Origin of the sequence: Streptomyces sp. NPDC015220, from assembly GCF_043079345.1 — a bacterium.
Taxonomy (GTDB): domain Bacteria; phylum Actinomycetota; class Actinomycetes; order Streptomycetales; family Streptomycetaceae; genus Streptomyces.
Genome location: NZ_JBIBUK010000011.1, coordinates 1 through 22,733, shown reverse-complemented (window position 1 = coordinate 22,733; position 22,733 = coordinate 1). Strand labels below are relative to the sequence as shown.

The following is a 22,733-nucleotide window of genomic DNA, read 5'->3' as shown; positions in this document are numbered from 1 at the left end:
GTGGCCGGACACACGCGTCGATCACCACCATGCCCCCCTCGGGCCGGGAGCGCACCAGACGCGGCCGCCACCGGCGGCCCCGGGCGCCCGCCCGGTGCCGCCGTCGGCACGGTCCGCATAAGTGGGTTCCCAAGATCGGGCGCTCTATCGCGCCGGTGAGCCGTCCGGGGAAGGAGGTCGTCCCCGCCCCCGCCTGGGCCGGTCCGGGGGGCCGGTACAGGGCCGGCGATGTCCCCCACCCCTGGCGCGTCCTCCGGTGCGCTCGCCCGGCGACCGGGCGGGCTCGGAAGCCGCGTGTGCCGACCGCGGTCGGCCCGGCGCGCTCGCGTGCCCGTCGTCCGGCCGGGGATCCGGGTCCGAGCGGGCGGCGGATCCCGTCCCGCCCGGGCCGGTGCGGGCGTCCGCCGGGGGAGGGCGGGCGGCGGTCAGGTGCGGGTGCGGTCCGTGCCCGCGGGAACCGGCAGGGGCCGCTCGCCGCCGCCGGCGATGTGGCACAGCAGCAGGCACACGTCGTCGTCGCGTTCGGAGTCGCTCAGCAGCGGGTCCAGGATGCGGTCCGCCGCCCCCTCCAGGTCGGCGTCCAGTTCCGCGGGCCCGAAGCCGCCGAGCGCCGCCGCCAGCCGCTCGATCCCCGGGTCTATGCCCTCGGCGCGCCGCTCCACCAGGCCGTCGGTGTAGAGCGCCAGCGTCGAGCCGGGGGAGAGCCGGACGGTGTGGTCGGCGATCTCCTGCCGCAGCGGAATGCCGAGCATCGCCCCCGGCTTGGCGTCGAGCGTGCGCACCCGCCCGTCCGACAGGCGCAGCACCGGCGGCGGATGCCCCGCGGCGGCCCAGGTGACCGTGGGGTCGTCGGGACGGAACCGGGCGATGACCGCCGTGGCGTACAGGTCGGGCTGGAGATGGTGCAGGAAGTCGTGCAGCCGGGTCAGCAGCCGGCCCGGGCTGCCGCCGTCGACGGCGTAGGCGCGCAGCGCGGTGCGCAACTGGCTCATCATCACCGCCGCGTGCAGCCCGTGCCCGGTGACGTCGCCTATGACGGTGATCAGGCTCCCGTCCGGCTGCCGGAAGGCGTCGTACCAGTCGCCGCCGATGTTCAGCCCGCGGGTGGCCGGCAGATAGCGCGCGGCCAGCCTCAGGCCCGGCGTGGTGGGCAGCTCGGTGAGCAGCGCGCGCTGGAGCGTCTCGGCGATGTCCCGGTTGTGCTCGAACCGGCGGGCGTTGTCGATGGCGATACTGGCCCGCCGGGCCAGCTCGATCAGCATGACCGCGTCGTCGGGGTCCCAGCGGGTGCCCGGCGGCGACAGGGTCAGGACCCCCAGCGGCGCCCGCCGCGTGGGCAACGGGATGCACAGCAGCGGTCGGGTCGGATCCAGCGCCGACGGCGGCTGGTCGTCGACGCCGGGCAGGCCGCCGGCGTGGTCCGCGGCGTACTGCGGCCGTCCGGTGCGGGCGGCGAGCACGGCCGCAGCGGGCTGCGGAGCGGGCCGGCCCGGGCCCTCCTCGTGGTCGAACAGCCATACGTCGACGTCGGCGGCGTACCTCGGCACCAGCAGGTCCGGCAGCCGGCGCAGGATCTCCTCGTGGTTGAGCGAGGTTGTCAGCACCGCACTGGCGTCCGCCAGGAACGTCAGCCTGCGCCGGGCCTCCTCCGCCTCGGTACGGGCCTTGCGCTCGGCGGCGAAGGCCTCGCGCTGGGCCCGTCCGGCGGCGTCCAGTTCGGCGTGCAGCGCCAGCACGCCCTGGTTGGTCTGGTGCAGCTCCTCCCGGTGGAAGGCGACCAGCTCCTCCTGTTCGCCGAGTCTGTCCAGCGCCAGCGCGGTGTCCTCGTCGGCGCCCAGCAGCGCCTCGGCCAGCGCCGCCGGATCGTCCGGCACCTCCTCGTCCCAGGCGTCCGCCGTCTCGTCCCAGGCGTCGGCGGACTCCGGGCAGGCGACCGCCGTCCGCCACGGCGGTTCGCCCGCGGCGCTCGCCTCCCGGTCCGGGGTCAGCGTGACCCGCAGCAGCCGTTGACCGCGCTCGCGCGTGGGGGCCTCCAGGGCGAGCCGCCAGGTGCCGCCCTTGGTCAGGCACTGCCGCAGCCGGGCGCTGAGGGCGGCGGACAGCCGGGTGCGCTCCAGCGGTGGAACCCCGTACGCGGCGGTCAGGCGGGCGGTGGAGATCCGGGCCCGGGCCGCGTCGGTGACGGTGGTGATCTGCCAGGTGCGCGTCATGGGCGCTCCGTCGGAGTAGGGGCCAGCACGGCCACGGCGGTGTCGTCCCGCAGCGGGCGGGCCGAGCTGCCGGCGTCACGTACGGTCACGGCGGCGGTCACCGCCGGGTCGTCCCCGAGCAGGCCGGGCCCGGCGGGCGGCGCCCACCGGCTGGGCAGGCCGTCGCTGTGCAGGACCAGCAGTCGGTCGGCGGCCCAGGCCACTTCGGTCTCGGGCAGCCTCCCCGGCCGGTGCACCCCGACGATGCCGGGGCGGGACGGCAGCGGACGCCAGACGTCCCCCTCGCGCAGCCGCGCCCCGATGTCGCCGATCCCGGCGAACCGCAACCGCCCGGCGCGCACGTCGAGCTGGGCCACCGCGACGGCCGCCCCGCGGGTTCCGCGCAGCGCCGTGTCCAGCCGGTGCAGCAGCTCGGCCGGTGCGAGGCCGGCGAAGCGGCGCACCGCCTCGACGGCCGCGGACGAGGCACGGGCGGCCTCCCGGCCGTGCCCCAGGCCGTCCGCCAGCATCAGGGTCAGCCGGTCCCCGGACCGGACCCAGGCCCAGGCGTCGCCCGAGTGGTCCGCGCCCGGGTAGGGGATGTTGATCCCGCCGGCCCGCACGGGGGCGGTCGGCCCGTGTGCGGTCGCGGGTCCGGGATCCTGCGCCGCGGCGCCGATCCGGGCCAGGGCCACCGTGCCCCGGCCGGGAGCGCTGTGCAGCCGGAAGTCGTCGGCCGCGCGCCGGCAGGTGCCGAGGCCGGCGCCGAGCGACCCGGACGTCGAGTAGCCGTCGCGCAGCGCGGCGGCCACGTCGGCCATGCCCGGGCCGTGGTCGACGGCCGCGATCTGCACCACCGGCTCCTGCCGGCCCTCCTCCCGCGGTACCGGCGGCGCCACCACCTCGACGAGGACCCGCCCCCCTTCGGCGTGGTTGAGCAGATTGGTGGCGAGTTCGGTCGCCACCAGGGCGGCGGCGTCGGCGCGCTGCCGGTCCAGGCCGGCCAGGGCGGCGGCGCCCTCCGCGGCGGCCCGGGCGTCGCGCACCCGGGCCGTTTCGCGCACCGGGACGTCCCACACGCGCGGCATCAGGACTCCTTCCGTGGCCGCGGCGGCCGGACCGACCACGAGATCACGGTGACCGTGGTGCCCGAGCCGGGGGCGCTGTCGATGCCGAAGTCGTGCACCAGCCGCCGGGCGCCGCCCAGGCCCATGCCCAGGCCGCCGCCGGAGGTGTAGCCGTCCGAGAGCGCCAGGTCCAGGTCCGCGATGCCCGGCCCCTCGTCGCTGAAGACCAGCCGGAGCCCGGAAACCGGCCCGTCGACCACGAGCGCCGCCTCCATCCGACCGCCTCCGCCGTGCACCAGGGTGTTGCGGGCCAGCTCGCTGGCCGCGGTGACCAGCTTGGTCTGGTCCACCAGTCCGAAGCCGAACCCGGCGGCCGCCTGGCGCACGTGCTGGCGCACCCGCACCAGGTCCATGTCCGAACGGATCGGCAAGCATGCCTCCACGTCTGCCGCTGTCTCCATCATGGACTCCCCGGGGGTGTGCCGCCGGGCCGCGGGAGCGAGGCCCGGCCGGAGACGAGCCGCACGGCGTCCCCGGCGTGGAGGGCGGTGCGCGGCCAGGGCAGGGGCGGGCCCGGTTCCACCGCGGAGAGGGCGACGGCCGGCCGTGCACCGGCCACCGCCGCCCTCGCGGCCGGCCGCCCGGCCTCGGCCGGCACCCGGCCGGATCCGGTGCCAACGGTCTCCGTCCCCCGGACGCCGACGACCGGATCGGTGGTCCGGTCGCGGCCGACGGCCTCGCTGACGTCCCGCCGGGGCCGCTCGGCCGTGCCACGGTACGAGTAGTGCCGCCGGGCGTAGCCGGGCCGGAGCGCCGGACCGGGTCCCGTGGTGGGCCGGGGGAAGTCGTGGGTCACCGCTGACCCACACCGTCGCGGACCGGGGAAGTCACGTCCGCCCCCGGCCGGGCGCTCCGCCGCCGACGACGGTGCGGGAAGTCGCCGACCTCCCGCACGGGCGATCGGCGCTGCCCTGCCGTTTCGTGCTCCGGCACCTGTTCGACTCCTCGTCCGCCTCTCACCACCGCGAACCCGATCGGGGCAACGGGACCGCGGTGCGACTCTTGCCGGACGACAACTGTATCCACGGGCCCGGCCACCACGGCACCGCCTCCCGGGTCGCCGGATCCGGTCCCGGCGCGGCCGGCCGACGGGCTGACAGGCCCCGCGAACCCTGCGAGAGTGTGACGGTGACGTCCTCTCACCCGGGCCCGCGGCCTCCCGAGGTGGCGCGGGCGGCCCTGGCGGCGGCGGAGCTGCTGGAGGTTCTGTTCGGCCGCGCGTCGAGGTCTCCGGTCCCCGCCTCGCAACTGCGCGCGCTGTTCGTCCTGGAGCACAACGAAGGCATCAACCTGCGCACCCTCGCCGGCGCCCTGGCCGCCACACCACCGTCCGCGAGCCGCCTGTGCGACCGGCTGGAGGCGGTGGGCCTGGTGAGCCGGCAGGCCGCCGCCACCAGCCGCCGCGAGCTGGAGCTGCGGCTCAGCAGCCGGGGCCGCGCCGTCCTGGCCGAACTGCGCTCCCGCCGGGAGGCGGCGCTGCACTCCGTGCTGGAGGACATGCCGACGGCCCAGCGGGCAGCGCTGCTCACCGGGCTGGAGGCGTTCTGCGCCGCCGCGTCCGAACGCCTCCACGACGGCGTCGCGCCGGACGGCACCCGCACCGCCCGGACCCCTGAGCACCCGCATGCCCCGGCCCCTCGTCGCACCCGGCCTCGGACCAGGCCTCAGGCCCGTCCCTCCGTCGACTCCGACTGATCCGAGGGCTCCCCGGCCGCGGACCCCTCGGGCAGCTCCCCGGGCTCCCGGTCGACCAGGGCGAACGCCTCCTCCACGGTCTCCGAGACCGGCACCGTGATGCTGACCCCGGTCAGGTCGAGGATCCGCCGCACGGCCGGGGTGGGCGCGATGATGTGCACGCTGCCCGGCCGGTCCCGGACCTCCTGGTACACCTGAAGAATGATGTTCATGCCGGAGGAGTCCATGAAGGGCACCCCGGTGAGGTCGAGCAGGAAGTGCCGCCTGCCGTGATGGAGCTGGTTGGCCAGGTGGGCCTGCAGCTCGGTCGCGGTGTCGACGTCCAGGTAGCCCTCGACCGTGAGCAGGGCGACATCCTCCCTGGGGACGGTGACCTCGACGGACAACGGGTTCTGGGCAATGGGCACGAGTACCTCCAACGAGTGCTGACGGCCAGTGCCGGCCACCCGTGTCGAGGACGAGTGGTGGCCCGCACCGCGCACCCGCGCCTACCCCTGAATCAACCGCCTACTCCCGGCCGGACCAAGACCCTCACGGAAGCGGAGTGCCGCCGGTGGCGTTGACGATCTCCGCGGTGATGTAGCCCGCGCGCTCCGAGGCCAGGAAGACGTAGGCCGGCGCCATCTCCGCGGGCTGGGCGGGACGGCCCAGCGGCGACTGCTTGCCGAACTCCGCGGTGTCCGGCAGGGTCGCCGGGATCAGCGGGGTCCACACCGGGCCCGGCGCGACGGCGTTGACGCGGATCCCGTCCCCGGCGACCGTCTGCGCCAGCCCCTGGGTGAAGGTGACGATGGCGCCCTTCGTCATCGCGTAGTCCAGCAGCTGCGGGCTCGGCCTGTACGCCTGCACCGAGGTCGTGTTGATGATCGAGGAACCCGGACGCATGTGCGGCAGCGACATCCTGCACAGCCAGAACATGCCGTACAGGTTGGTGCGCACCACCCGGTCGAACTGCTCGGTGGAGATCGCGCCGATGCCGTCCGGCTGCGCCATCTGGTACGCGGCGTTGTTGACCAGCACGTCGATCCGGCCGAACTCGGCGACCGCCCGGTCCACCAGCTCGCGGCACTGCCGCTCCTCGCGGATGTCGCACGCCACCGCGACCGCCCTGCGGCCGGCCTCCTCCACCAGCCGGGCGGTCTCCCGGGCCTCCTTCTCCTCCTCAGGGAGATGGGTGAACACCACGTCGGCGCCCTCGCGCGCGAAGGCGATGGCCACCGCGCGGCCGATGCCCGAGTCGCCGCCGGTCAGCAGGGCCTTCCGGCCGGCCAGCAGCCCGCTGCCCCGGTACGACCGCTCCCCGTGGTCCGGCGGCGGGTCCATCGGTCCGGTCCAGCCCGGGTGTTCCTGGTCCTGCTGGGGGAAGTCCGGACGCGGGTACCGGGCCGTCGGGTCCTGCGGGCGGTCGTCGGACATGCTGCACCTCCGAGGGTCGTACGCCCCGGAAACCGTCGGGCGTGGCTCGCCGCTCCTAGTGCCCCGGCACGTCCCGCGCACACCCGGCGGACCGGTGACCGCCGGGTGTCAGGCCACCCTTATGCCCACGATGCAGGTGTCGTCGTCCGTGTCCGACCTGCTGTAGGTCAGCAGCCGGTCCAGTTGCTGGTCCAGCGTCCTGGGCGCCGAACGGGCCGTGGTCAGCAGATGGGTGAGCGACTCCTCCACGGACCGGTCCCGGCGCTCGATCAGACCGTCGGTGTACATCAGTAGGGTGTCCTCCGGCGCGAACTGCACCTCGGCCTCCTCGTACACCGCCTCCGGCACCGCGCCCAGCAGCAGGCCCCGTACCAGCGGCAACGGCGTCGCCTCCGGGCCGCGCACCACCACGGGCGGCAGATGACCGGCCCGCGCCCAGCGCAGCACGCGCCGCTGGGGGTCGTACAGGGCGCAGACCGCGGTGGCGGTGACCGCACCGGTCAGATGGTGCGCCACGATGTTCAGCCAGGACAGCAGCTGGCCCGGCCCGGCGCCGGTCACGGCCAGCCCGCGCAGCGCGTTGCGCAGCACGACCATGCTGGTCGCGGCCTCGATGCCGTGCCCGGCCACGTCGCCCACGCACAGCAGCACCAGCCCGGACGGCAGCACCACGGTGTCGTACCAGTCACCGCCCACCAACTGCTCGGTCTCGGCCGGCCGGTAGCGCACCGCGACCTCCAGGCCGGACACCTTCAGCGGCGCCTGCGTGGGCGGCATGATGGCGTGCTGCAACTGCAGCGTCAGGCGGTTGCGCTCGGTCGCCTGCTGCTCGGTGTGGGCGAGCTGGTCCCGGGTGGCGGCGAGCGCGACCTCCGTCCAGTGCTGCGCGGAGATGTCCTGGTAGGCCCCGCGCACCACGAACAGCCGGCCGTCGGTGTCCAGCACCGGCTCGGCGACCACCCGGATGTGCCGGGTCACCCCGTCCGGCCGTTGCAGCCGGAAGGCCGCGGACGCCGGACGGCGCTGGTGCAGCACCGTGCGCAGGAACCGGCCGAGGGCCACGGCGTCGTCCGGATGGGCGTGCGCGGGCAGTGCCTCCAGCGGCACGGGCGTACTCGTAGGAGCCCGCCCGTACAGGTGGAACAGCTGGTCGTTCCAGGTGATCTCACCGGTGAGCAGGTTCTCCTCGAAGCCGCCGATGCGGCCCAGGCGCTGGGCGTGCTGGAGCAGGCTCGCCAGCCGCGCCGTCTCGTCCTCGATGCGCCAGATCAGCAGCACGCTGTTGCCGTGCCGGCTGACGCTGATGTCCGCCACCGCCGACAGCGACACCTGGTCGACCAGCGCCGTCAGCTGCATGCGCTGCGCCCGGAACGGCTCACCCGTGGCGTACACCCGTTCCACCCGCTGGAACAGCTCGCTCTTGCCGGCGGCCATGGGGTACGCCTCCAGCAGCAGGGCGCCGCTGATCACCGCCCGCGGCCGGCCCGCCGGGTCGAGGAAGCGGTTGTTGACGTGCTGGATCCGGAAGTCGACCAGCTGCCCGGAGCCGTCGACCTGCGGCACCAGGACGAGCGCCGGGTCGTGCAACCCGTCCGCCAGGTCCATCAGCTCGGCCGCGTCCGGCAGCACCCGCGGCTCCGGGCCCAGGTCCTGGCGCATCGTGTACGTCTCCAGCGTGTGCGCGCACAGCTCGGCCAGCGCCTCCACCTGGCGGACGACCTGGGGCGGCTGCGGTTCCAGCGGCCCCGGCCAGGCGATCTCCAGCACTCCGTGGATACGCCCTCCGGTACCCGCGGGCACCGCCACCCGTCCGCCGTCCGGGTGCAGGTGCCGGCCGATGGTGGGCAGCCCGGTCTCGGCCAGCGACGGGAACCACTGACCGGTGCGTTCGGTCAGGCCCCGGCGTGCCACGGTGGCCACCTCCGGCGGTACGTAACGCCACCGGGTGCCCTCGGCCGGGGAGAAACCGGCACTGCCGGCCAGGGTGAGCGAACCGTCCGCGTCCGCGGCCCACACGGCCACGGCGACCGCGCCCAGCGGACGCAGCGCGTGCTCCAGGAGGGAGTCGGCGACGGCCTGCGTGTCGTCGGCGGCCAGCGCCCCGCTCTCCGCGGCGCGCAGCCGCACGGCGGCCGGGTCGCGCTCGGGCACCCCCGTGGCGGCGGCCAGGAAGGCGTCCGTGACCTCGGACACCCGGTCGCGGGCGGCCTGGTTGATGACCTCCACCGCGAACTCCAGCGGCGTCACCTTGGCCTGCTCGGTCAGCTCCGCGAGCTGCCGGGCGGCCTGCGCCGGGCCGCAGCCCAGACGCTCGACCAGGATGCCCTTGGCCAGCTCTATCAGGGCCCGGCCCTCGGCCTCCGCCTGCGCCGTGCGCACCTCGCGGCGCAGCCGGTCCACCGTGGCGGCCAGTCTGCCGACCGGTGACGACGGCGGAATGCCGGCCAGGTCGAGCTGCGCCGGCTCACCGGCGGCCGTGTGCGCGAGGTGTGCGGACGGCTCGGGGCGCGTCTGCGCCCCGGCCGGCTCCGGTTGCTGCTCGGACGTGCTCACGATGCGAATGCTCCTCGGCCGAACGACGACCGCGCGCTCACGCGGTCAGCCAGCGGCGGACGCAGGCGATGAGGTCGTGGGTGTCCACGGGCTTGGTGACGTAGTCGCTCGCACCCGACGAGAGCGACTTCTCCCGGTCTCCCGGCATCGCCTTCGCGGTGACCGCGATGATCGGCAGCTCGGCGTACTGCGGCAGTCTGCGGATCTCGGCCGTGGCCGTGTAGCCGTCCATCTCCGGCATCATCACGTCCATCAGCACCAGCGCGATCTCCGAGTGGGCCAGCAGCGTCTCGATGCCCTTGCGGCCGTTCTCCGCGTGCAGCACCCGGAAGCCGTACAGCTCCAGGATCCCGCTGAGCGCGAAGAGGTTGCGCGCGTCGTCGTCGACGACGAGGACGGTACGGCCCTGGAAGGAGCCGTCGACCGGGGGCGCGAGGTCCTGGGGTTCCTCGGGCCGTACCAGGGACAGCACGTCCCCGGGCTCCTCGGCCGCCAGGTGCAGGGCGATGCGCTCGCGCAGCTCGTCCAGGCTGGACAGGAACTCCATGGACCCGTCGTCGCGGTGCGAGCCCAGCGCCTCGGAGCGGGCCACGTCCGGGCGGTGACCGCTGTGGATGAGCACCGGCACGCCGGCCAGTCCCGAGTCGCCCGCGAGCGCGTCGAGGAACCGGGACGCCTCGCCCTCGGGCATGTCCAGGTCCAGGACCACGCAGTGGCACGGCTCGGCCGCCAGCGCGCCCGCCGCCTCCTGCGCGCCGACGGCGGTGATGACGTCCACCGCCGGCAGCGCGGCGCCGTCGTCCGGGCTGTGCCGGGCGAGGTCCGCGACCACGCTCTCGGCGACCAGGGTGAGCAGTCCGCGCGAGCGCTCCTCCACGACCAGCAGCCGGCGCGGACGCTGCCGGGCGGGGCCCGCCGGGGCGACGGCGACGACCGGGTCGGCGGCGGCGAGCAGCTCGGCCGGGGCCCGCTCCGGGAACCGCCCGCTGCCGAGCAGTTGCTCGAAGTCGGGACGGGAGACCGGCAGGAACAGCGTGAAGGTGCTGCCGCGGCCGGGCGCGCTGTCCACCACCACCGCGCCGCCGAGCAGATGGGCGATCTCCCGCGTGATGGACAGCCCCAGACCGGTGCCGCCGTACTTGCGGCTGGTGGTGCCGTCCGCCTGCTGGAACGCGCCGAAGATCGACTCCAGGTGCCGTTCCGGAATGCCGATGCCGGTGTCCTTCACCCGGAACGCCACGACGGCGCCGCCCCGCACCACCCCCTGCGGCACCTCGTCGTCCACCGCAGGCTCGATGGACAGCTCCACGCCGCCCTGCTCGGTGAACTTCACCGCGTTGGACAGCAGGTTGCGCAGGATCTGGCGCAGCCGGGAGTCGTCGGTCAGCAGGTCGGCGGGGGCTCCGGTGGCGGTGGCGACCTTGAACTCCAGGCCCTTCTGCGTCGTCATGGGCCGGAAGGTGGCCTCGACGTACTCGATGAGCCGGCTGAGCGGAACCTGCTCCGGGGAGACGTCCATCTTGCCCGCCTCGACCTTCGACAGGTCCAGGATGTCGTTGATCAGCTGCAGCAGGTCACTGCCGGCCGAGTGGATGATGCCCGCGTACTCGACCTGCTTCGGGGTGAGGTTGCGCGAGGGGTTCTGGGCCAGCAACTGGGCGAGGATGAGCAGGCTGTTGAGCGGGGTGCGCAGCTCGTGGCTCATGTTGGCCAGGAACTCCGACTTGTACTTCGAGGCCAGCGAGAGCTGCTGCGCCCGGGCCTCCAGCTCCTGGCGGGCCTGCTCGATCTGGAGGTTCTTCGCCTCGATGTCGCGGTTCTGCGCCGCCAGCAGCGAGGCCTTGTCCTCCAGTTCCGCGTTGGAGCGCTGCAGTTCCTCCTGCTGAGCCTGGAGCTCGGCCGAGCGGGCCTGCAGTTCGGCCGTCAGCCGCTGCGACTCGCCCAGCAGTTCGTCGGTGCGGGCGTTCGCGACGATCGTGTTGACGTTGACGCCGAGGGCCTCGCGCAGCTGCTCCAGGAAGTCCCGGTGGATCGGGGTGAACGCGGCGACCGAGGCCAGCTCGATGACGCCGAGGACCTGGTCCTCGAACAGGATCGGCAGCAGGACCAGCGCGCTCGGCACGGCCTGGCCGAGCCCGGAGGAGATGGTGACGTAGCCGCGGGGCAGCTCGTCGACGGTGATGGTGCGGCGGCTGCGCGCGGCCTGGCCGACCAGCGAGCGGCCGAAGGAGAAACGGGTGGGCCGCTCGTCGTCGTCGGGCCTGCCGTAGGAGCCGACGAGGCGCAGCTCGGGGCCGCTCGCGCCCTCCTCGGCGAGGTAGAAGGCGCCGTACTGGGCCGACACCAGCGGGGTGAGCTCCTCCATGATCAGTTCGGCCACGACCGGCAGGTCGCGGTGGCCCTGCATCAGACCGGAGATCCGCGCCAGGTTGGTCTTGAGCCAGTCCTGCTCCTGGTTGGCGCGGGTGGTCTGGCGCAGGGACTCCACCATGGAGTTGATGTTGTCCTTGAGCTCGGCGACCTCGCCGGAGGCCTCGACGGTGATCGAGCGGGTCAGGTCGCCCTCGGCCACGGCGCTGGCCACCGCGCCGATCGCCCGCACCTGGCGGGTGAGGTTGCCGGCCAGCTCGTTGACGTTCTCCGTCAGCCGCTTCCAGGTGCCGGAGACCCCCTCCACCTCGGCCTGGCCGCCGAGGCGTCCTTCGGTGCCGACCTCGCGGGCGACGCGGGTGACCTCGTCGGCGAAGGCGGAGAGCTGGTCGACCATCGTGTTGATGGTCGTCTTCAGCTCCAGGATCTCCCCGCGCGCGTCGACGTCGATCTTCTTCGACAGGTCGCCCCTGGCCACGGCGGTCGTCACCAGCGCGATGTTGCGCACCTGGCCGGTGAGGTTGTTGGCCATCGAGTTGACGTTGTCGGTGAGGTCCTTCCAGGTGCCCGCCACGTTGGGCACGTGGGCCTGGCCGCCGAGGCGTCCTTCGGTGCCGACCTCGCGGGCGACGCGGGTGACCTCGTCGGCGAACGCGGACAGCGTGTCGACCATGGTGTTGATCACGTCGGCCAGTGCCGCGACCTCGCCCTTGGCCTCGACGGTGATCTTGCGGGACAGGTCGCCGCGGGCCACCGCGGTGGCGACCTGGGCGATGGAGCGGACCTGACCGGTGAGGTTCGACGCCATCACGTTGACGTTGTCGGTGAGGTCCTTCCAGGTGCCCGACACGCCCTTGACGTCGGCCTGGCCGCCGAGGCGTCCTTCGGTGCCGACCTCGCGGGCGACGCGGGTGACCTCGTCGGCGAAGGCGGAGAGCTGGTCGACCATCGTGTTCATGGTGTTCTTCAGCTCGAGGATCTCGCCGCGCGCGTCGACGGTGATCTTCTGCGACAGATCGCCCTGGGCCACGGCCGTCGCCACCTGGGCGACGTTGCGGACCTGGTCGGTGAGGTTGCCCGCCATCGAGTTCACGGAGTCGGTCAGGTCGCGCCAGGTGCCCTTGACGCCCTTGACGTCGGCCTGGCCGCCGAGGCGTCCTTCGGTGCCGACCTCGCGGGCGACGCGGGTGACCTCGTCGGCGAAGGCGCCGAGCTGGTCGACCATGGTGTTGATGGTGTTCTTCAGTTCGAGGATCTCGCCGCGCGCGTCGACGGTGATCTTCTGGGAGAGGTCGCCCTTGGCGACGGCCGTCGTCACCTGGGCGACGTTGCGGACCTGGTTGGTGAGGTTGCCCGCCATGAAGTTGACGGAGTCGGTGAGGTCCCGCCACACGCCGGCGACACCGGGGACCTTGGCCTGGCCGCCGAGGCGTCCTTCGGTGCCGACCTCGCGGGCGACGCGGGTGACCTCGTCGGCGAAGGCGGACAGCTGGTCGACCATCGTGTTGACGGTCTCCTTCAGCTGGAGGATCTCGCCGCGGGCGGGCACGTCGATCTTCTGCGACAGATCGCCCTTGGCCACCGCGGTCGCCACCTGGGCGATGTCGCGCACCTGTGTGGTCAGGTTGCCCGCCATGGCGTTGACGGAGTCGGTCAGGTCGGCCCAGGTGCCGGAGACTCCGGGCACCTCCGCCTGCCCGCCGAGCGTCCCCTCGGTGCCGACCTCCCGGGCCACCCTGGTGACCTCGGAGGTGAACACGGACAGCTGGTCGACCATGCCGTTGAACACGGTCGCGATGTCGCCCATGAGACCTTCGGTGTCCTCGGGCAGACGTGTGCCGAAGTCGCCGTCGCGCACGGCCGTCAGCCCCGCCAGGAGCTGCCTCAGCTCCTGGTCGCCCGGTACGGCGTCGACCACCTCGGTCCTGTCGCTGGTCATGCGCACCCTCGTCCCGCTCCCCAGGGAGTCCTCGGCGACGAGGACTCGGAAAACCTCATCGGGCCGTTCCGGGCCCGCGTTGCCGCGTGCTTTTCCGCATGTCACGGAAGGCACGCGCGATGAGAAATACGTCGCAGGCTAACCCACCGCGCCCGTGCCGAACAAAACTCCGCGTCAGTTCCGGCCCCCGCCGAGTCCCGTCCGTACGCACCGTGCATGGGACCGGAAATCCGGGGAACCCGGTGCTGTTTTCCCTCCTCGCCGCGGCCGTACGGCGATCCGGCCGCCGAATGCGACCGGCGGCGCCGGGTAGTTGGTGCTGTGAGCCGACCGCACCGCGATCCCCGGTCCGGCGGCTCGCCACTCGTTCGTCCGGGAGAGGAGCAGCGTGACCGTCGACAGCATCTGGTCGTACCCGCCGCAGGCCGTCGGTGCCCAGGGAGAGGACGTGACCGGTTTCACCGTCGTCGCCTCCGACGGCGTCATCGGCCATGTGGACCGGGAGGCCGATCACTTCGGGATGCGGCATCTGGTCGTGGACACCGGAGTCTGGGTGTTCGGCAAGAGCGTTCTGGTGCCGGTCGGCGTGGTCACCGGCATCGACCGGGAGGAGCGCCGGATAGCGGTGGCCTGCTCCCGCGCGGAGATCAAGGCGGCGCCGCGCTTCCGCACCGACAGCGAGACGATGGACCCGGACTACCTGGCCCGGGTGGGGCAGTACTACCACGGGCTGCCGCCACGTGGAGCGGCCACCGCCTGACCGGCGGCGGCGCCCGGCGGTCAGGCGGCGCCGGCGCGCGGGGCCGCCGGACGGGGGCCGGAGCGCCGTGCGCCGCCCGGCCCGCCGGAGCGCTCGCCGACGGGCCCGATGGGCCGGGCGGCGGTCGGCGGCGCGGGCTCGCGGGCGGTCGTCGGGGAGATGTCCTCGCCGGGCGGTCACCAGGGCAGGAAGACGTGCACGTCCTTGCCGCGGTCGTTCACCACGACGCTGACCTGGTCGGAGAGCGTGTGGACCAGGTGCCAGCCGATCCCGCCGCCACCGCGGCTGGGATGGAAGGGGCGCGGGGCCGGCCGCGTGGTGCTGGTGTCGCTGAGCGTCACATGCACCCCGTCGTACGTGCGGCGCAGGCGCAGCACGAACGGCCCCGGCGCGTACTGCACGGCGTTCGCGGCGAGTTCGGTGACCACCAGCAGGATGTCGTCCCAGTGTTCCTGGGACGAGGGCAGTGAGGTGTGCGCGAGGTCGTCCAGGAACTCCTCCGCGGCGAGGCGCGCACCCGTCACATGGTGCAGCTCGCCCGCGAAGCGAGCGGTTCGACTCGGAAACTCGGTGGCCAGTGCGTCGTCCCAATGCGGCTCGGTTGCCATCGTGCCTTCCCGGCCCGGCCCCTGTGAGCAGGGCGTCGTCGTCCTTTCCTTGCCTTCCGTTCCCGTGTCTAGTTCCCGTGGGCACGGACCCTACGCGTGGGCATCCCGTGGCACTGGTCTCAGTGCCGACCGAGGGACCGCAGGTCTCACACGGCGGCCCGGCGCGGGCACCGGCCGGGGGTCGTGCACCCCGCCCACGGACTCCCGACCGGTCGGGCAGCAGGTGTCGTACGGCTCCCGCCACGCGTCGACCGCCGCCCCCGTACCGTCAGCGCCGCCGAGGTCGCCGGCGCGGCCCGGAGCGGTGCGGCGGGGTCGGCGGTGCGTCGTGGACGGGGCTCTTCCGCCGCGCGGATCGGCACGGCTTCCCCGCCACGCCTGGACGGACGACGCGCCGGATGCGGAGCCGCTCACCCGAAGGCCGTCCAGGACGCGCCGTGGTGCACGGCCACCAGGACGGCGAGGACCACCAGGTCGGCGCGGCGCAACGCTCCACGACGGCGTCCCCGCGCGGCTTCGTCGGCGGCGTCAGCGGCCCGCCCGCCACGTCGAAGGGCTCCGGCACCGCCCGGAGGACCCGGACGGACCCCGAGCGCGACACTGCGCCGCGGCCGGGGGGAGGGCGCCCGGGAACCCGGAACGGGGAAGTGGCGCCGTTCTGTGATCCCGGCCCGTTCGGGGAACCCGTCGGGCATGAGTTACGTCAATCCAGATCCCGATCCGGAACGGACCACCGGCCTCGAACCGGGGGGCGGCGTGCCGCCCGGCGAGACCCCGCCCGCGGAGAGCAGCATGCCCGAGGCGGCGCCCCAGCAGCCTGACCAGACCGCCCGGGGCTGGGCGAAGGCCCCGCTCATCCTCATCCTCCTGCTCGTCCTGGTGGTCGCCGTGGGCTTCCTGACGTACGCCCTCGCCCTGATCTTCTGATCCCGGGGCACCGCGAGAGCCGAGCCCCGCCCTCCCGTCCGGCGGACGGGAGGGCGGGGCGGGCCGGAGGCGGGCCTCGGGCCCGCCCCGGGCGCTCACTCCTGGGTGAGGCGCACGCACTCGGTGACGACCTCCCGCAGGCTCCCGGTCCGCTCCAGCACCTCGCGCTGCACGCGGGCGCCGGTGCCGTGCCGCAGCAGCGCCTCCACCGCCTCCTCGGCCTGCGGCAGATCACCGGTGTCGGCGAGCGCGTCGCGGACGTGGTCCAGCAGGGACCGCAGCACCGACTCGGCGGGCAGCCGCCGCATGGTCGCCGGGTGGAGCAGCTCGCGGGCGACACCGGCCCGGGCGGCCTGCCACGCGGCCAGCCGGAGCAGACTCACGCTGTGGTCCAGCGGTTCCCGGCCGGCCCGCCAGTCGCGTGCGGCGGTCTCCACCAGCGCGCGGGCGAGGGTGGCGACGAGCCGGGCGGCGCCGGCGTGCAGGCAGACGTCCGCGACCCGGATCTCCACCGTCGGATACCGCTCGGACAGCCGTGCGTCGAAGTACGCCATCTTCTCGTCCAGGATGACGCCGGTGGCGACCATGTCGGCCACCCGCCGGTGGTAGCGCTCCGGCGAGCCGAACAGCTCCGTCGGACCGGCCGACGGCCAGCGGTCCCAGACCCGGCTCCGGTAACTGTCGTAGCTGGTGTCCTCGCCCTGCCAGAACGGGGAGTTGGCGCTGATCGCCAGGAGCACCGGCAGCCAGGGGCGGATGCGGTCCAGGACCGCGGTGCCCTCCTCGTCCGACTCCACGGCCACGTGCACGTGCATGCCGCAGACGAGCTGCTCCCGGGTGGCGATGCCGTACTGCTCGGCCAGCCACTGGTAGCGGCGGTTCATACTGATGGACGGGCTGACCGGCAGCGGGGAGGTGGCCAGCGCGGCCACCGCGCAGCCGATCTCCCCGGCGTGCCGGGCCGCCTCCTTGCGGCAGCGGGCGATCTCCGCGCCGAGTTCGGCCATGTCCGTCTGCGGATGCGTGGCGAACTCCAGCATCTGCCCGTAGAGCTCCTTCTCGAACACGTCCTGGTCCGCGTCGTCCGCCTCGGCCCGGGCGAGCACCGCCGCGGACAGAGCCTTCGGCTCACCTGTCTCCGGGTCGACCAGGAGGAGTTCCTCCTCCACTCCGACGGTCCGCACCTCTTGCCGCCTTTCCGTCCGTTCGCCGCGACGCCGGACGGGCGCCGGGTCGTCGTACGACCCCGACTGCCCCGGGACGGCGGCCGGACACCTACGGGTCCGGCCGCCGTCCCGGGGCAGTCGCCCTCAGAGCGGGTACGGGACCAGCCAGAGGGTGGCGAGCGGCGGCAGCGTGAGCCGGACGTGCCCGTCCTCCGGCTTGACCGGGTCGGGGTTGGTCACGTCACTGCCGCCGTAGCGCGCCGCGTCGGTGTTCAGCACCTCGCACCAGGCGGTGACGTCACCGGGCACGTCCAGGCGGTAGTCCCGGCGCACCACGGGGGAGAAGTTGGACACCGCCAGCAGCGGGGCGCCCTGGGCGTCGTGACGCAGGAACGCGTAGACGTTGTCGTCGGCGGCGTCCACCGCGACCCACCGGAAACCCTCGGGCCGGGTGTCGCGCTGCCACAGCGCCGGGGTCGCCCGGTAGCGCGCGTTCAGGTCGCGCACCAGGTCGCGCACCCCCCGGTGGTCGCCCGCCGCGCAGTGGCTCTCGTCGAGCAGCCACCACTCGGGCCCGTGCTCCTCGGAGAACTCACCGCCCTGCGCGAACTCCTGCCCCATGAAGAGCAGCTGCTTGCCGGGATGCGCCCACATGAAGCCGAGGTACGCGCGGTGGTCGGCGCGCCGCTGCCACCAGTCGCCGGGCATCTTCGAGACCAGGGCCCGCTTGCCGTGCACCACCTCGTCGTGGGAGATCGGCAGCACGTAGTTCTCGCTGTAGGCGTACACCATCGCGAAGGTCATCTCGTGGTGGTGGTACTTGCGGTGCACCGGCTCCTTGCTCATGTACTGCAACGAGTCGTGCATCCAGCCCATGTTCCACTTCAGTCCGAACCCCAGCCCGCCGTGGTCGGTCGGCGCGGTCACCCCGCCCCAGGCGGTGGACTCCTCGGCGATGGTGACCACGCCCGGCGCCCGCCGGTACACCGTGGCGTTCATCTCCTGCAGGAAGGCCATGGCGTCCAGGTCCTCCCGGCCGCCGTACGCGTTCGGCGTCCACTGGCCGGAGTCGCGCGAGTAGTCCAGGTAGAGCATGGAGGCGACCGCGTCGACGCGCAGCCCGTCGATGTGGAACTCCTCGCACCAGTAGACGGCGTTGGCGACGAGGAAGTTGCGCACCTCGGTGCGGGCGAAGTCGAACTCGTACGTCCCCCAGTCGGGGTGCTCGGCGCGCTGCGCGTTCCCGGGCTCGTACAGCGGGTCGCCGTCGAAGCGGGCGAGCGCCCAGTCGTCCTTGGGGAAGTGGGCCGGCACCCAGTCCATGATCACGCCGATCCCGGCCCGGTGGCAGGCGTCCACGAAGTACCGGAAGTCGTCCGGTGAGCCCAGCCGCGAGGTCGGCGCGTAGTAGGAGGTGACCTGGTAGCCCCAGGAGCCGCCGAAGGGGTGCTCGGCGACCGGCATCAGCTCCACATGGGTGAAGCCCAGGTCCTTGACGTACGCCGGTAGCTCCTCGGCCAGTTCCCGGTAGGTCAGCCCCTTCCGCCAGGACGGCAGGTGCACCTCGTACACCGAGAAGGGCGCCTCGTGCACCGGGACGTCCCCGCGGTGCGCCATCCACTCCGCGTCGCCCCACTCGTGGTGCGCCGCCGTCACGATCGAGGCGGTGTCCGGCGGCACCTCGGCGCGGCGCGCCATCGGGTCGGCCTTCAGGAACCGTCCGCCGTACTGCGAGGTGATCTCGTACTTGTACGCCGCGCCCTCGCCGATCCCCGGCAGGAACAGCTCCCACACCCCCGCCGCGCCGAGCGAGCGCATCGGGAACGCGGTCCCGTCCCAGTAGGCGAAGTCCCCGGCCACCCGCACGCCCCGGGCGTTGGGCGCCCACACCGTGAACCGGGTGCCGCTCACGCCCTGATGGGTCATCGGCTCCGCGCCGAGCGCCCGCCACAGCTGCTCGTGCCGACCCTCCCGGATCAGGTGAAGGTCGAGCTCGCCGAGGGCGGGCAGGAACCGGTAGGGGTCGTGGACCTCGTACTCGTCCTGCCCGTAGGCGATGACGAGGGTGTAGTCGGGGATCGCGTCGAGCGGCAGGACGGCCGAGAACAGGCCGTCGCCCTCGGAGACCAGCGGGACGCGCTCGCCGCCGGTCACCACACAGACCGAACGGGCGAACGGCCGCAGCGCCCGGAAGGCGATCCCGCCCGGCGCCGGATGGGCGCCGAGCAGCGCGTGCGGGTCGTGGTGGGCGCCGGACAGCAGGCGCTCACGGTCGGCGGGGTCCAGGGGCGGGGCCGTGCGTACCCGGCCCGCTGCGGGCGGGACGGGTCCGGACAGCTCGGGAAGTGACGTGTCGCGCAGTGCCACCGGTTCAGCCTCCTCTCACGGCGAGACGTTCGATCGCCGCCATAGGTACCGCGAGCCAGTCGGGGCGGTGCCGGGCCTCGTACAGCACTTCGTACACGGCACGGTCCGTCTCGTAGGCCCGCAGCAGGGCGTGTTTCTTACGGGGGTCCCAGCCGGCCCGGGAGGCGTATCCGGCGCAGTACGCCTCCCGGCAGCGGCGCGCCCACTCCGGCCGCCAGGGACGGCGCTGCCGGGCGGCGTAGTCGAAGGAGCGCAGCATGCCCGCGACGTCCCGCACCGGGGACTCGGGGATGCGGCGCTCGGCGAGCGGACGGGACGGCTCGCCCTCGAAGTCGATGACGAACCACTCCCGTCCGGCCCGCAGCACCTGGCCGAGGTGCAGGTCGCCGTGGACGCGCTGGGCGGGCGGACCGGCGTCGCAGTTGGCCAGCGCGGCGAACGCGGTGCGCAGCCGGGTCGCGTAGGGCCGCAGCGCGGGCACACTGTGCGCCGCCGCCTCCAGGCGCTCGGTCATCGCCGCGGCCGTCCGCGCCGCCTCCCGGTGCGCGCCGGTCGGGAAGGCGTCGGCCAGCGCCAGGTGCACCTCCGCCGTCGCCTGCCCCAGCTGGTGCGCCTGGGTGGTGAAGTCGTCCCCGGTGGCCAGTGCCCTCAGGGCCAGCGTCCAGCCGTCGGCCGCCTCCCGCAGGAACGGCTGGAGCACACCGAGCGTCGCCGCCTCCGGCCGGGTGGTCCGCAGCCAGGCCACGGGAGCCGGGACCCGGTCGCAGCCCTGCCGCGCCAGCGCCCACGGCACCTCCAAATCCGGGTTGACGCCCGGCTGGATGCGCCGGAACACCTTCAGGATGAACTCGTCGCCGTACACGATGGAGGAGTTGGACTGTTCGGCGTCCAGCAGCCTGGGCGCCAGACCGCCGGGGATGAGCACGGACGGATCGGCCTCGAAGCGCAGCGGACCCGCCGTGCCGGGACGCCGCAGCCGTTCGAGGAGCAGCTGCGCCGAGCGCGGGTCGCACAGCGCGTCGTAGACCGCGAGGCCGGCCAGCGGTCCCGCCACGGGCCGGCCGATGAACGCCCGGTGCAGGCGCGGCGCCAGCTCCTGGCGCACGCCGAGCAGCAGCTGGTAGCAGTCGGCGGGCGGCGGCGCGGAGGTGCCGGCGGGGGCGGGGACCCCGCCGTGACCGGTGGGGACACCCGCGTGTTCGGCGTGGACCAGCAGATGCAGACAGCCCGGGAACAGCTCCGTCATCGACAGCAGCCGCAGATCGGTGACCGGCCGGTCCTTTCCGGCGAACCAGCGCTGGCGCGGCAGCCACGCGCGCAGCAGCGACCCGAGCGAGGCCATGGGCTCGGCGAGGCCCGCGGCGCTCGGCGTCAGGGGTGCGGTCTTCTGCATGGTCACGCCTCCTTTCGTCTCGGCCGCGCGCTCAGACTCGTCGGCCGACCCGGGATGCGACCTTGGCGAGCCGGAACCAGTAGAAGCCGTGTCCCGCCAGGGTCAGCAGGTAGGGGAGTTCACCGATGGCGGGAAACCGGACCCCGCCGATGAGCTCGACCGGGTTCCGGCCGTCGTAGGCGCTGAGGTCCAGTTCGGTGGGCTGTGCGAAGCGGGAGAAGTTGTGCACGCACAGTACGAGGTCGTCCCGGTACTCGCGCAGGAAGGCGATGACGGCCGGGTTGGAGGACTGCAGTTCGGTGTAGGAGCCGAGTCCGAAGGCGGGGTTCTGCTTGCGGATCTCGATCATGCGGCGGGTCCAGTGCAGCAGCGAGGAGGGCGAGGACATCGACGCCTCGACGTTGGTGACCTGGTAGCCGTAGACCGGGTCCATGATCGTGGGCAGGTAGAGGCGCCCGGGGTCGCTGGAGGAGAAGCCGGCGTTGCGGTCCGGCGTCCACTGCATGGGGGTGCGCACGGCGTCGCGGTCGCCGAGCCAGATGTTGTCGCCCATGCCGATCTCGTCGCCGTAGTACAGGATCGGGCTGCCGGGCAGCGACAGCAGCAGCGCGGTGAACAGCTCGATCTGGTTGCGGTCGTTGTCCAGCAGGGGCGCCAGGCGGCGGCGGATGCCGATGTTGGCGCGCATCCGCGGGTCCTTGGCGTACTCGGCCCACATGTAGTCGCGCTCCTCGTCGGTGACCATCTCCAGGGTCAGCTCGTCGTGGTTGCGCAGGAAGATGCCCCACTGGCAGTTCGAGGGGATCGCCGGGGTCTTGGCGAGGATCTCGGAGACCGGGTAACGCGACTCGCGCCGCACGGCCATGAAGATCCGCGGCATCACCGGGAAGTGGAACGCCATGTGGCACTCGTCGCCGCCGGCGGCGTAGTCGCCGAAGTAGTCGACGACGTCCTCCGGCCACTGGTTCGCCTCCGCGAGGATCACCGTGTCGGGGTACTGGACGTCGATCTCCTTGCGGACCCGCTTGAGGAACTCGTGGGTGGCGGGCAGGTTCTCGCAGTTGGTGCCCTCCTCGGCGTAGAGGTAGGGCACCGCGTCCAGCCGGAAGCCGTCGATGCCCAGGTCCAGCCAGAACCTCAGGGCGGCCAGGATCTCCTCCTGCACCGCCGGGCTCTCGTAGTTGAGGTCGGGCTGGTGGGAGAAGAACCGGTGGAAGTAGTACTTGCCGCGCACCGGGTCGAAGGTCCAGTTGGACACCTCGGTGTCGACGAAGATGATCCGGGCGTCCGGATAGCCCTTGTCGTCGTCGGCCCACATGTAGAAGTCGCCGTAGGGGCCGTCGGGGTCCTTGCGGGATTCCTGGAACCACGGGTGCTGGTCGCTGGTGTGGTTCATGACGAAGTCGATGATGACCCGCATGCCGCGCTGGTGGGCGGCGTCGACGAATTCCACGAAGTCGGCGAGGTCGCCGAATTCGGGGAGTACGGCGGTGTAGTCGGAGACGTCGTAACCGCCGTCCCGCAGAGGGGACTTGAAGAACGGCGGCAGCCACAGGCAGTCCACGCCGAGCCATTGCAGATAGTCGAGTTTGGCGGTCAGGCCCTTCAGGTCGCCGACGCCGTCGCCGTTGCTGTCCTGGAAGGAGCGGACGAGGACCTCGTAGAAGACGGCGCGTTTGAACCACTCCGGGTCGCGGTCCCTGGCCGGGGCGTCCTCGAAGATGTCCGGGACGGGCTCGTTGACTGTCATGGCGCTGGGGGCCCTCCGATCTGCGGCGAGGTGGACGATCGCTGGACGTGGAGCACGTGCGCGGGCCGGTGGCCCGGGTCGAGGCGCACGTAGCCGGTCCTGCCCCAGTGGTAGGTCTCACCCGTCAGTTCGTCGAGCACGGACGTGGACTCGTGCCAGTCCAGGCCGAGTTGCGGCATGTCCAACGAGACCGTGGCCTCCTGGGTGTGGTGCGGGTCGAGGTTGGCCACCACGACGACCGTGTCCGCGCCGGTGCTCTTGCTGTACGCGATCACGGCGTCGTTGTCGGTGTGGTGGAAGCGCAGGTTCCGCAGGTGGTGCAGTGCGGGGTGCCGGCGGCGGATGGCGTTGAGGCGGGTGATCAGCGGGGCGATGGTGCGGCCCTCGCGTTCGGCGGCGGCCCAGTCGCGGGGTTTGAGCTGGTACTTCTCCGAGTCCAGGTATTCCTCGCCGCCCTCTCTGAGCGGGGTGTT

Annotated in this window: 16 protein-coding genes; 3 read left to right on the top strand and 13 right to left on the bottom strand. The window is 73.3% G+C overall.

All coding sequences use genetic code 11. From position 1 onward, the window contains the following. Positions 1–425: 425 nt before the first annotated feature. From ACF061_RS21840 to ACF061_RS21830, 3 genes are read right to left on the bottom strand one after another with little or no spacing between them, the layout of a single operon-like run. Positions 426–2,210 (bottom strand): PP2C family protein-serine/threonine phosphatase, encoded by a 1,785-nt coding sequence (locus tag ACF061_RS21840; RefSeq protein ID WP_392268588.1) that lies wholly within the window; start codon positions 2,208–2,210, stop codon positions 426–428. Further along, the gene (locus tag ACF061_RS21835) at positions 2,207–3,277 is read right to left on the bottom strand and encodes a SpoIIE family protein phosphatase (RefSeq protein WP_392268587.1); all 1,071 of its coding nucleotides are present in this window, start codon (positions 3,275–3,277) and stop codon (positions 2,207–2,209) included. The genes ACF061_RS21840 and ACF061_RS21835 overlap by 4 nt, the downstream gene beginning before the upstream one ends. Next, on the bottom strand, positions 3,277–3,717 hold the full coding sequence (locus ACF061_RS21830) for an anti-sigma regulatory factor (protein ID WP_392268802.1): 441 nt from the start codon (positions 3,715–3,717) through the stop codon (positions 3,277–3,279). The genes ACF061_RS21835 and ACF061_RS21830 overlap by 1 nt, the downstream gene beginning before the upstream one ends. Positions 3,718–4,438: 721 nt before the next feature. Between ACF061_RS21830 and ACF061_RS21825 the strand changes: the two genes are divergently transcribed. Continuing rightward, entirely contained in the window at positions 4,439–5,011 is a 573-nt protein-coding gene (locus ACF061_RS21825) for a MarR family winged helix-turn-helix transcriptional regulator (RefSeq protein WP_392268586.1), read from the top strand. On the opposite strand, the gene ACF061_RS21820 is transcribed toward ACF061_RS21825, so the two are convergent. The 4 genes from ACF061_RS21820 to ACF061_RS21805 form a co-directional block, all read right to left on the bottom strand. Then, on the bottom strand, positions 4,981–5,418 hold the full coding sequence (locus ACF061_RS21820; RefSeq protein WP_392268585.1) for an STAS domain-containing protein: 438 nt from the start codon (positions 5,416–5,418) through the stop codon (positions 4,981–4,983). The two genes, ACF061_RS21825 and ACF061_RS21820, sit on opposite strands and share 31 nt — an antisense overlap. A gap of 124 nt (positions 5,419–5,542) precedes the next feature. Next, the gene (locus ACF061_RS21815; RefSeq protein WP_392268584.1) at positions 5,543–6,427 is read right to left on the bottom strand and encodes an SDR family oxidoreductase; all 885 of its coding nucleotides are present in this window, start codon (positions 6,425–6,427) and stop codon (positions 5,543–5,545) included. A gap of 108 nt (positions 6,428–6,535) precedes the next feature. Continuing rightward, entirely contained in the window at positions 6,536–8,980 is a 2,445-nt protein-coding gene (locus ACF061_RS21810) for a SpoIIE family protein phosphatase (RefSeq protein ID WP_392268583.1), read from the bottom strand. A 37-nt stretch (positions 8,981–9,017) separates the two neighbouring features. Further along, positions 9,018–13,289, bottom strand: coding sequence for a HAMP domain-containing protein (locus tag ACF061_RS21805; protein WP_392268582.1), 4,272 nt, complete (start codon positions 13,287–13,289; stop codon positions 9,018–9,020). 388 nt (positions 13,290–13,677) lie between these two features. Here ACF061_RS21805 and ACF061_RS21800 point away from each other — a divergent pair, with 388 nt between their 5' ends. Continuing rightward, positions 13,678–14,049 carry a PRC-barrel domain containing protein gene (locus ACF061_RS21800; RefSeq protein WP_392268581.1) on the top strand — a complete coding sequence of 124 codons (372 nt, stop codon included), beginning with the start codon at positions 13,678–13,680 and terminating at the stop codon, positions 14,047–14,049. A 176-nt stretch (positions 14,050–14,225) separates the two neighbouring features. Here ACF061_RS21800 and ACF061_RS21795 read toward each other — a convergent pair whose 3' ends face one another. Then, complete coding sequence (locus tag ACF061_RS21795; RefSeq protein WP_392268580.1) at positions 14,226–14,657, bottom strand: ATP-binding protein; 432 nt, start codon at positions 14,655–14,657, stop codon at positions 14,226–14,228. 693 nt (positions 14,658–15,350) lie between these two features. On the opposite strand from ACF061_RS21795, the gene ACF061_RS21790 reads away from it, so the two are divergent. Next, a complete protein-coding gene (locus ACF061_RS21790; RefSeq protein ID WP_392268579.1) occupies positions 15,351–15,584 on the top strand; it encodes a DUF6480 family protein in 234 nt (77 codons plus the stop codon). A gap of 95 nt (positions 15,585–15,679) precedes the next feature. Here the strand turns inward: ACF061_RS21790 and ACF061_RS21785 are convergent, their stop codons facing one another. The 5 genes from ACF061_RS21785 to ACF061_RS21765 all read right to left on the bottom strand — a co-directional run. Next, positions 15,680–16,768, bottom strand: a complete 1,089-nt coding sequence (locus ACF061_RS21785) for a glutamate--cysteine ligase (RefSeq protein WP_392268578.1) — start codon at positions 16,766–16,768, stop codon at positions 15,680–15,682. Positions 16,769–16,894: 126 nt separating this feature from the next. Continuing rightward, the gene (gene glgB / locus ACF061_RS21780; RefSeq protein WP_392268577.1) at positions 16,895–19,117 is read right to left on the bottom strand and encodes a 1,4-alpha-glucan branching enzyme; all 2,223 of its coding nucleotides are present in this window, start codon (positions 19,115–19,117) and stop codon (positions 16,895–16,897) included. A gap of 4 nt (positions 19,118–19,121) precedes the next feature. Next, the gene (locus ACF061_RS21775; RefSeq protein ID WP_392268576.1) at positions 19,122–20,510 is read right to left on the bottom strand and encodes a maltokinase; all 1,389 of its coding nucleotides are present in this window, start codon (positions 20,508–20,510) and stop codon (positions 19,122–19,124) included. A gap of 31 nt (positions 20,511–20,541) precedes the next feature. After that, complete coding sequence (treS, locus tag ACF061_RS21770; protein WP_392268575.1) at positions 20,542–22,260, bottom strand: maltose alpha-D-glucosyltransferase; 1,719 nt, start codon at positions 22,258–22,260, stop codon at positions 20,542–20,544. Further along, positions 22,257–22,733, bottom strand: a 477-nt coding sequence (locus tag ACF061_RS21765) for a DUF3459 domain-containing protein (RefSeq protein ID WP_392268574.1), incomplete at its 5' end; no start/stop codon positions are given. The genes ACF061_RS21765 and treS, both read right to left, overlap by 4 nt.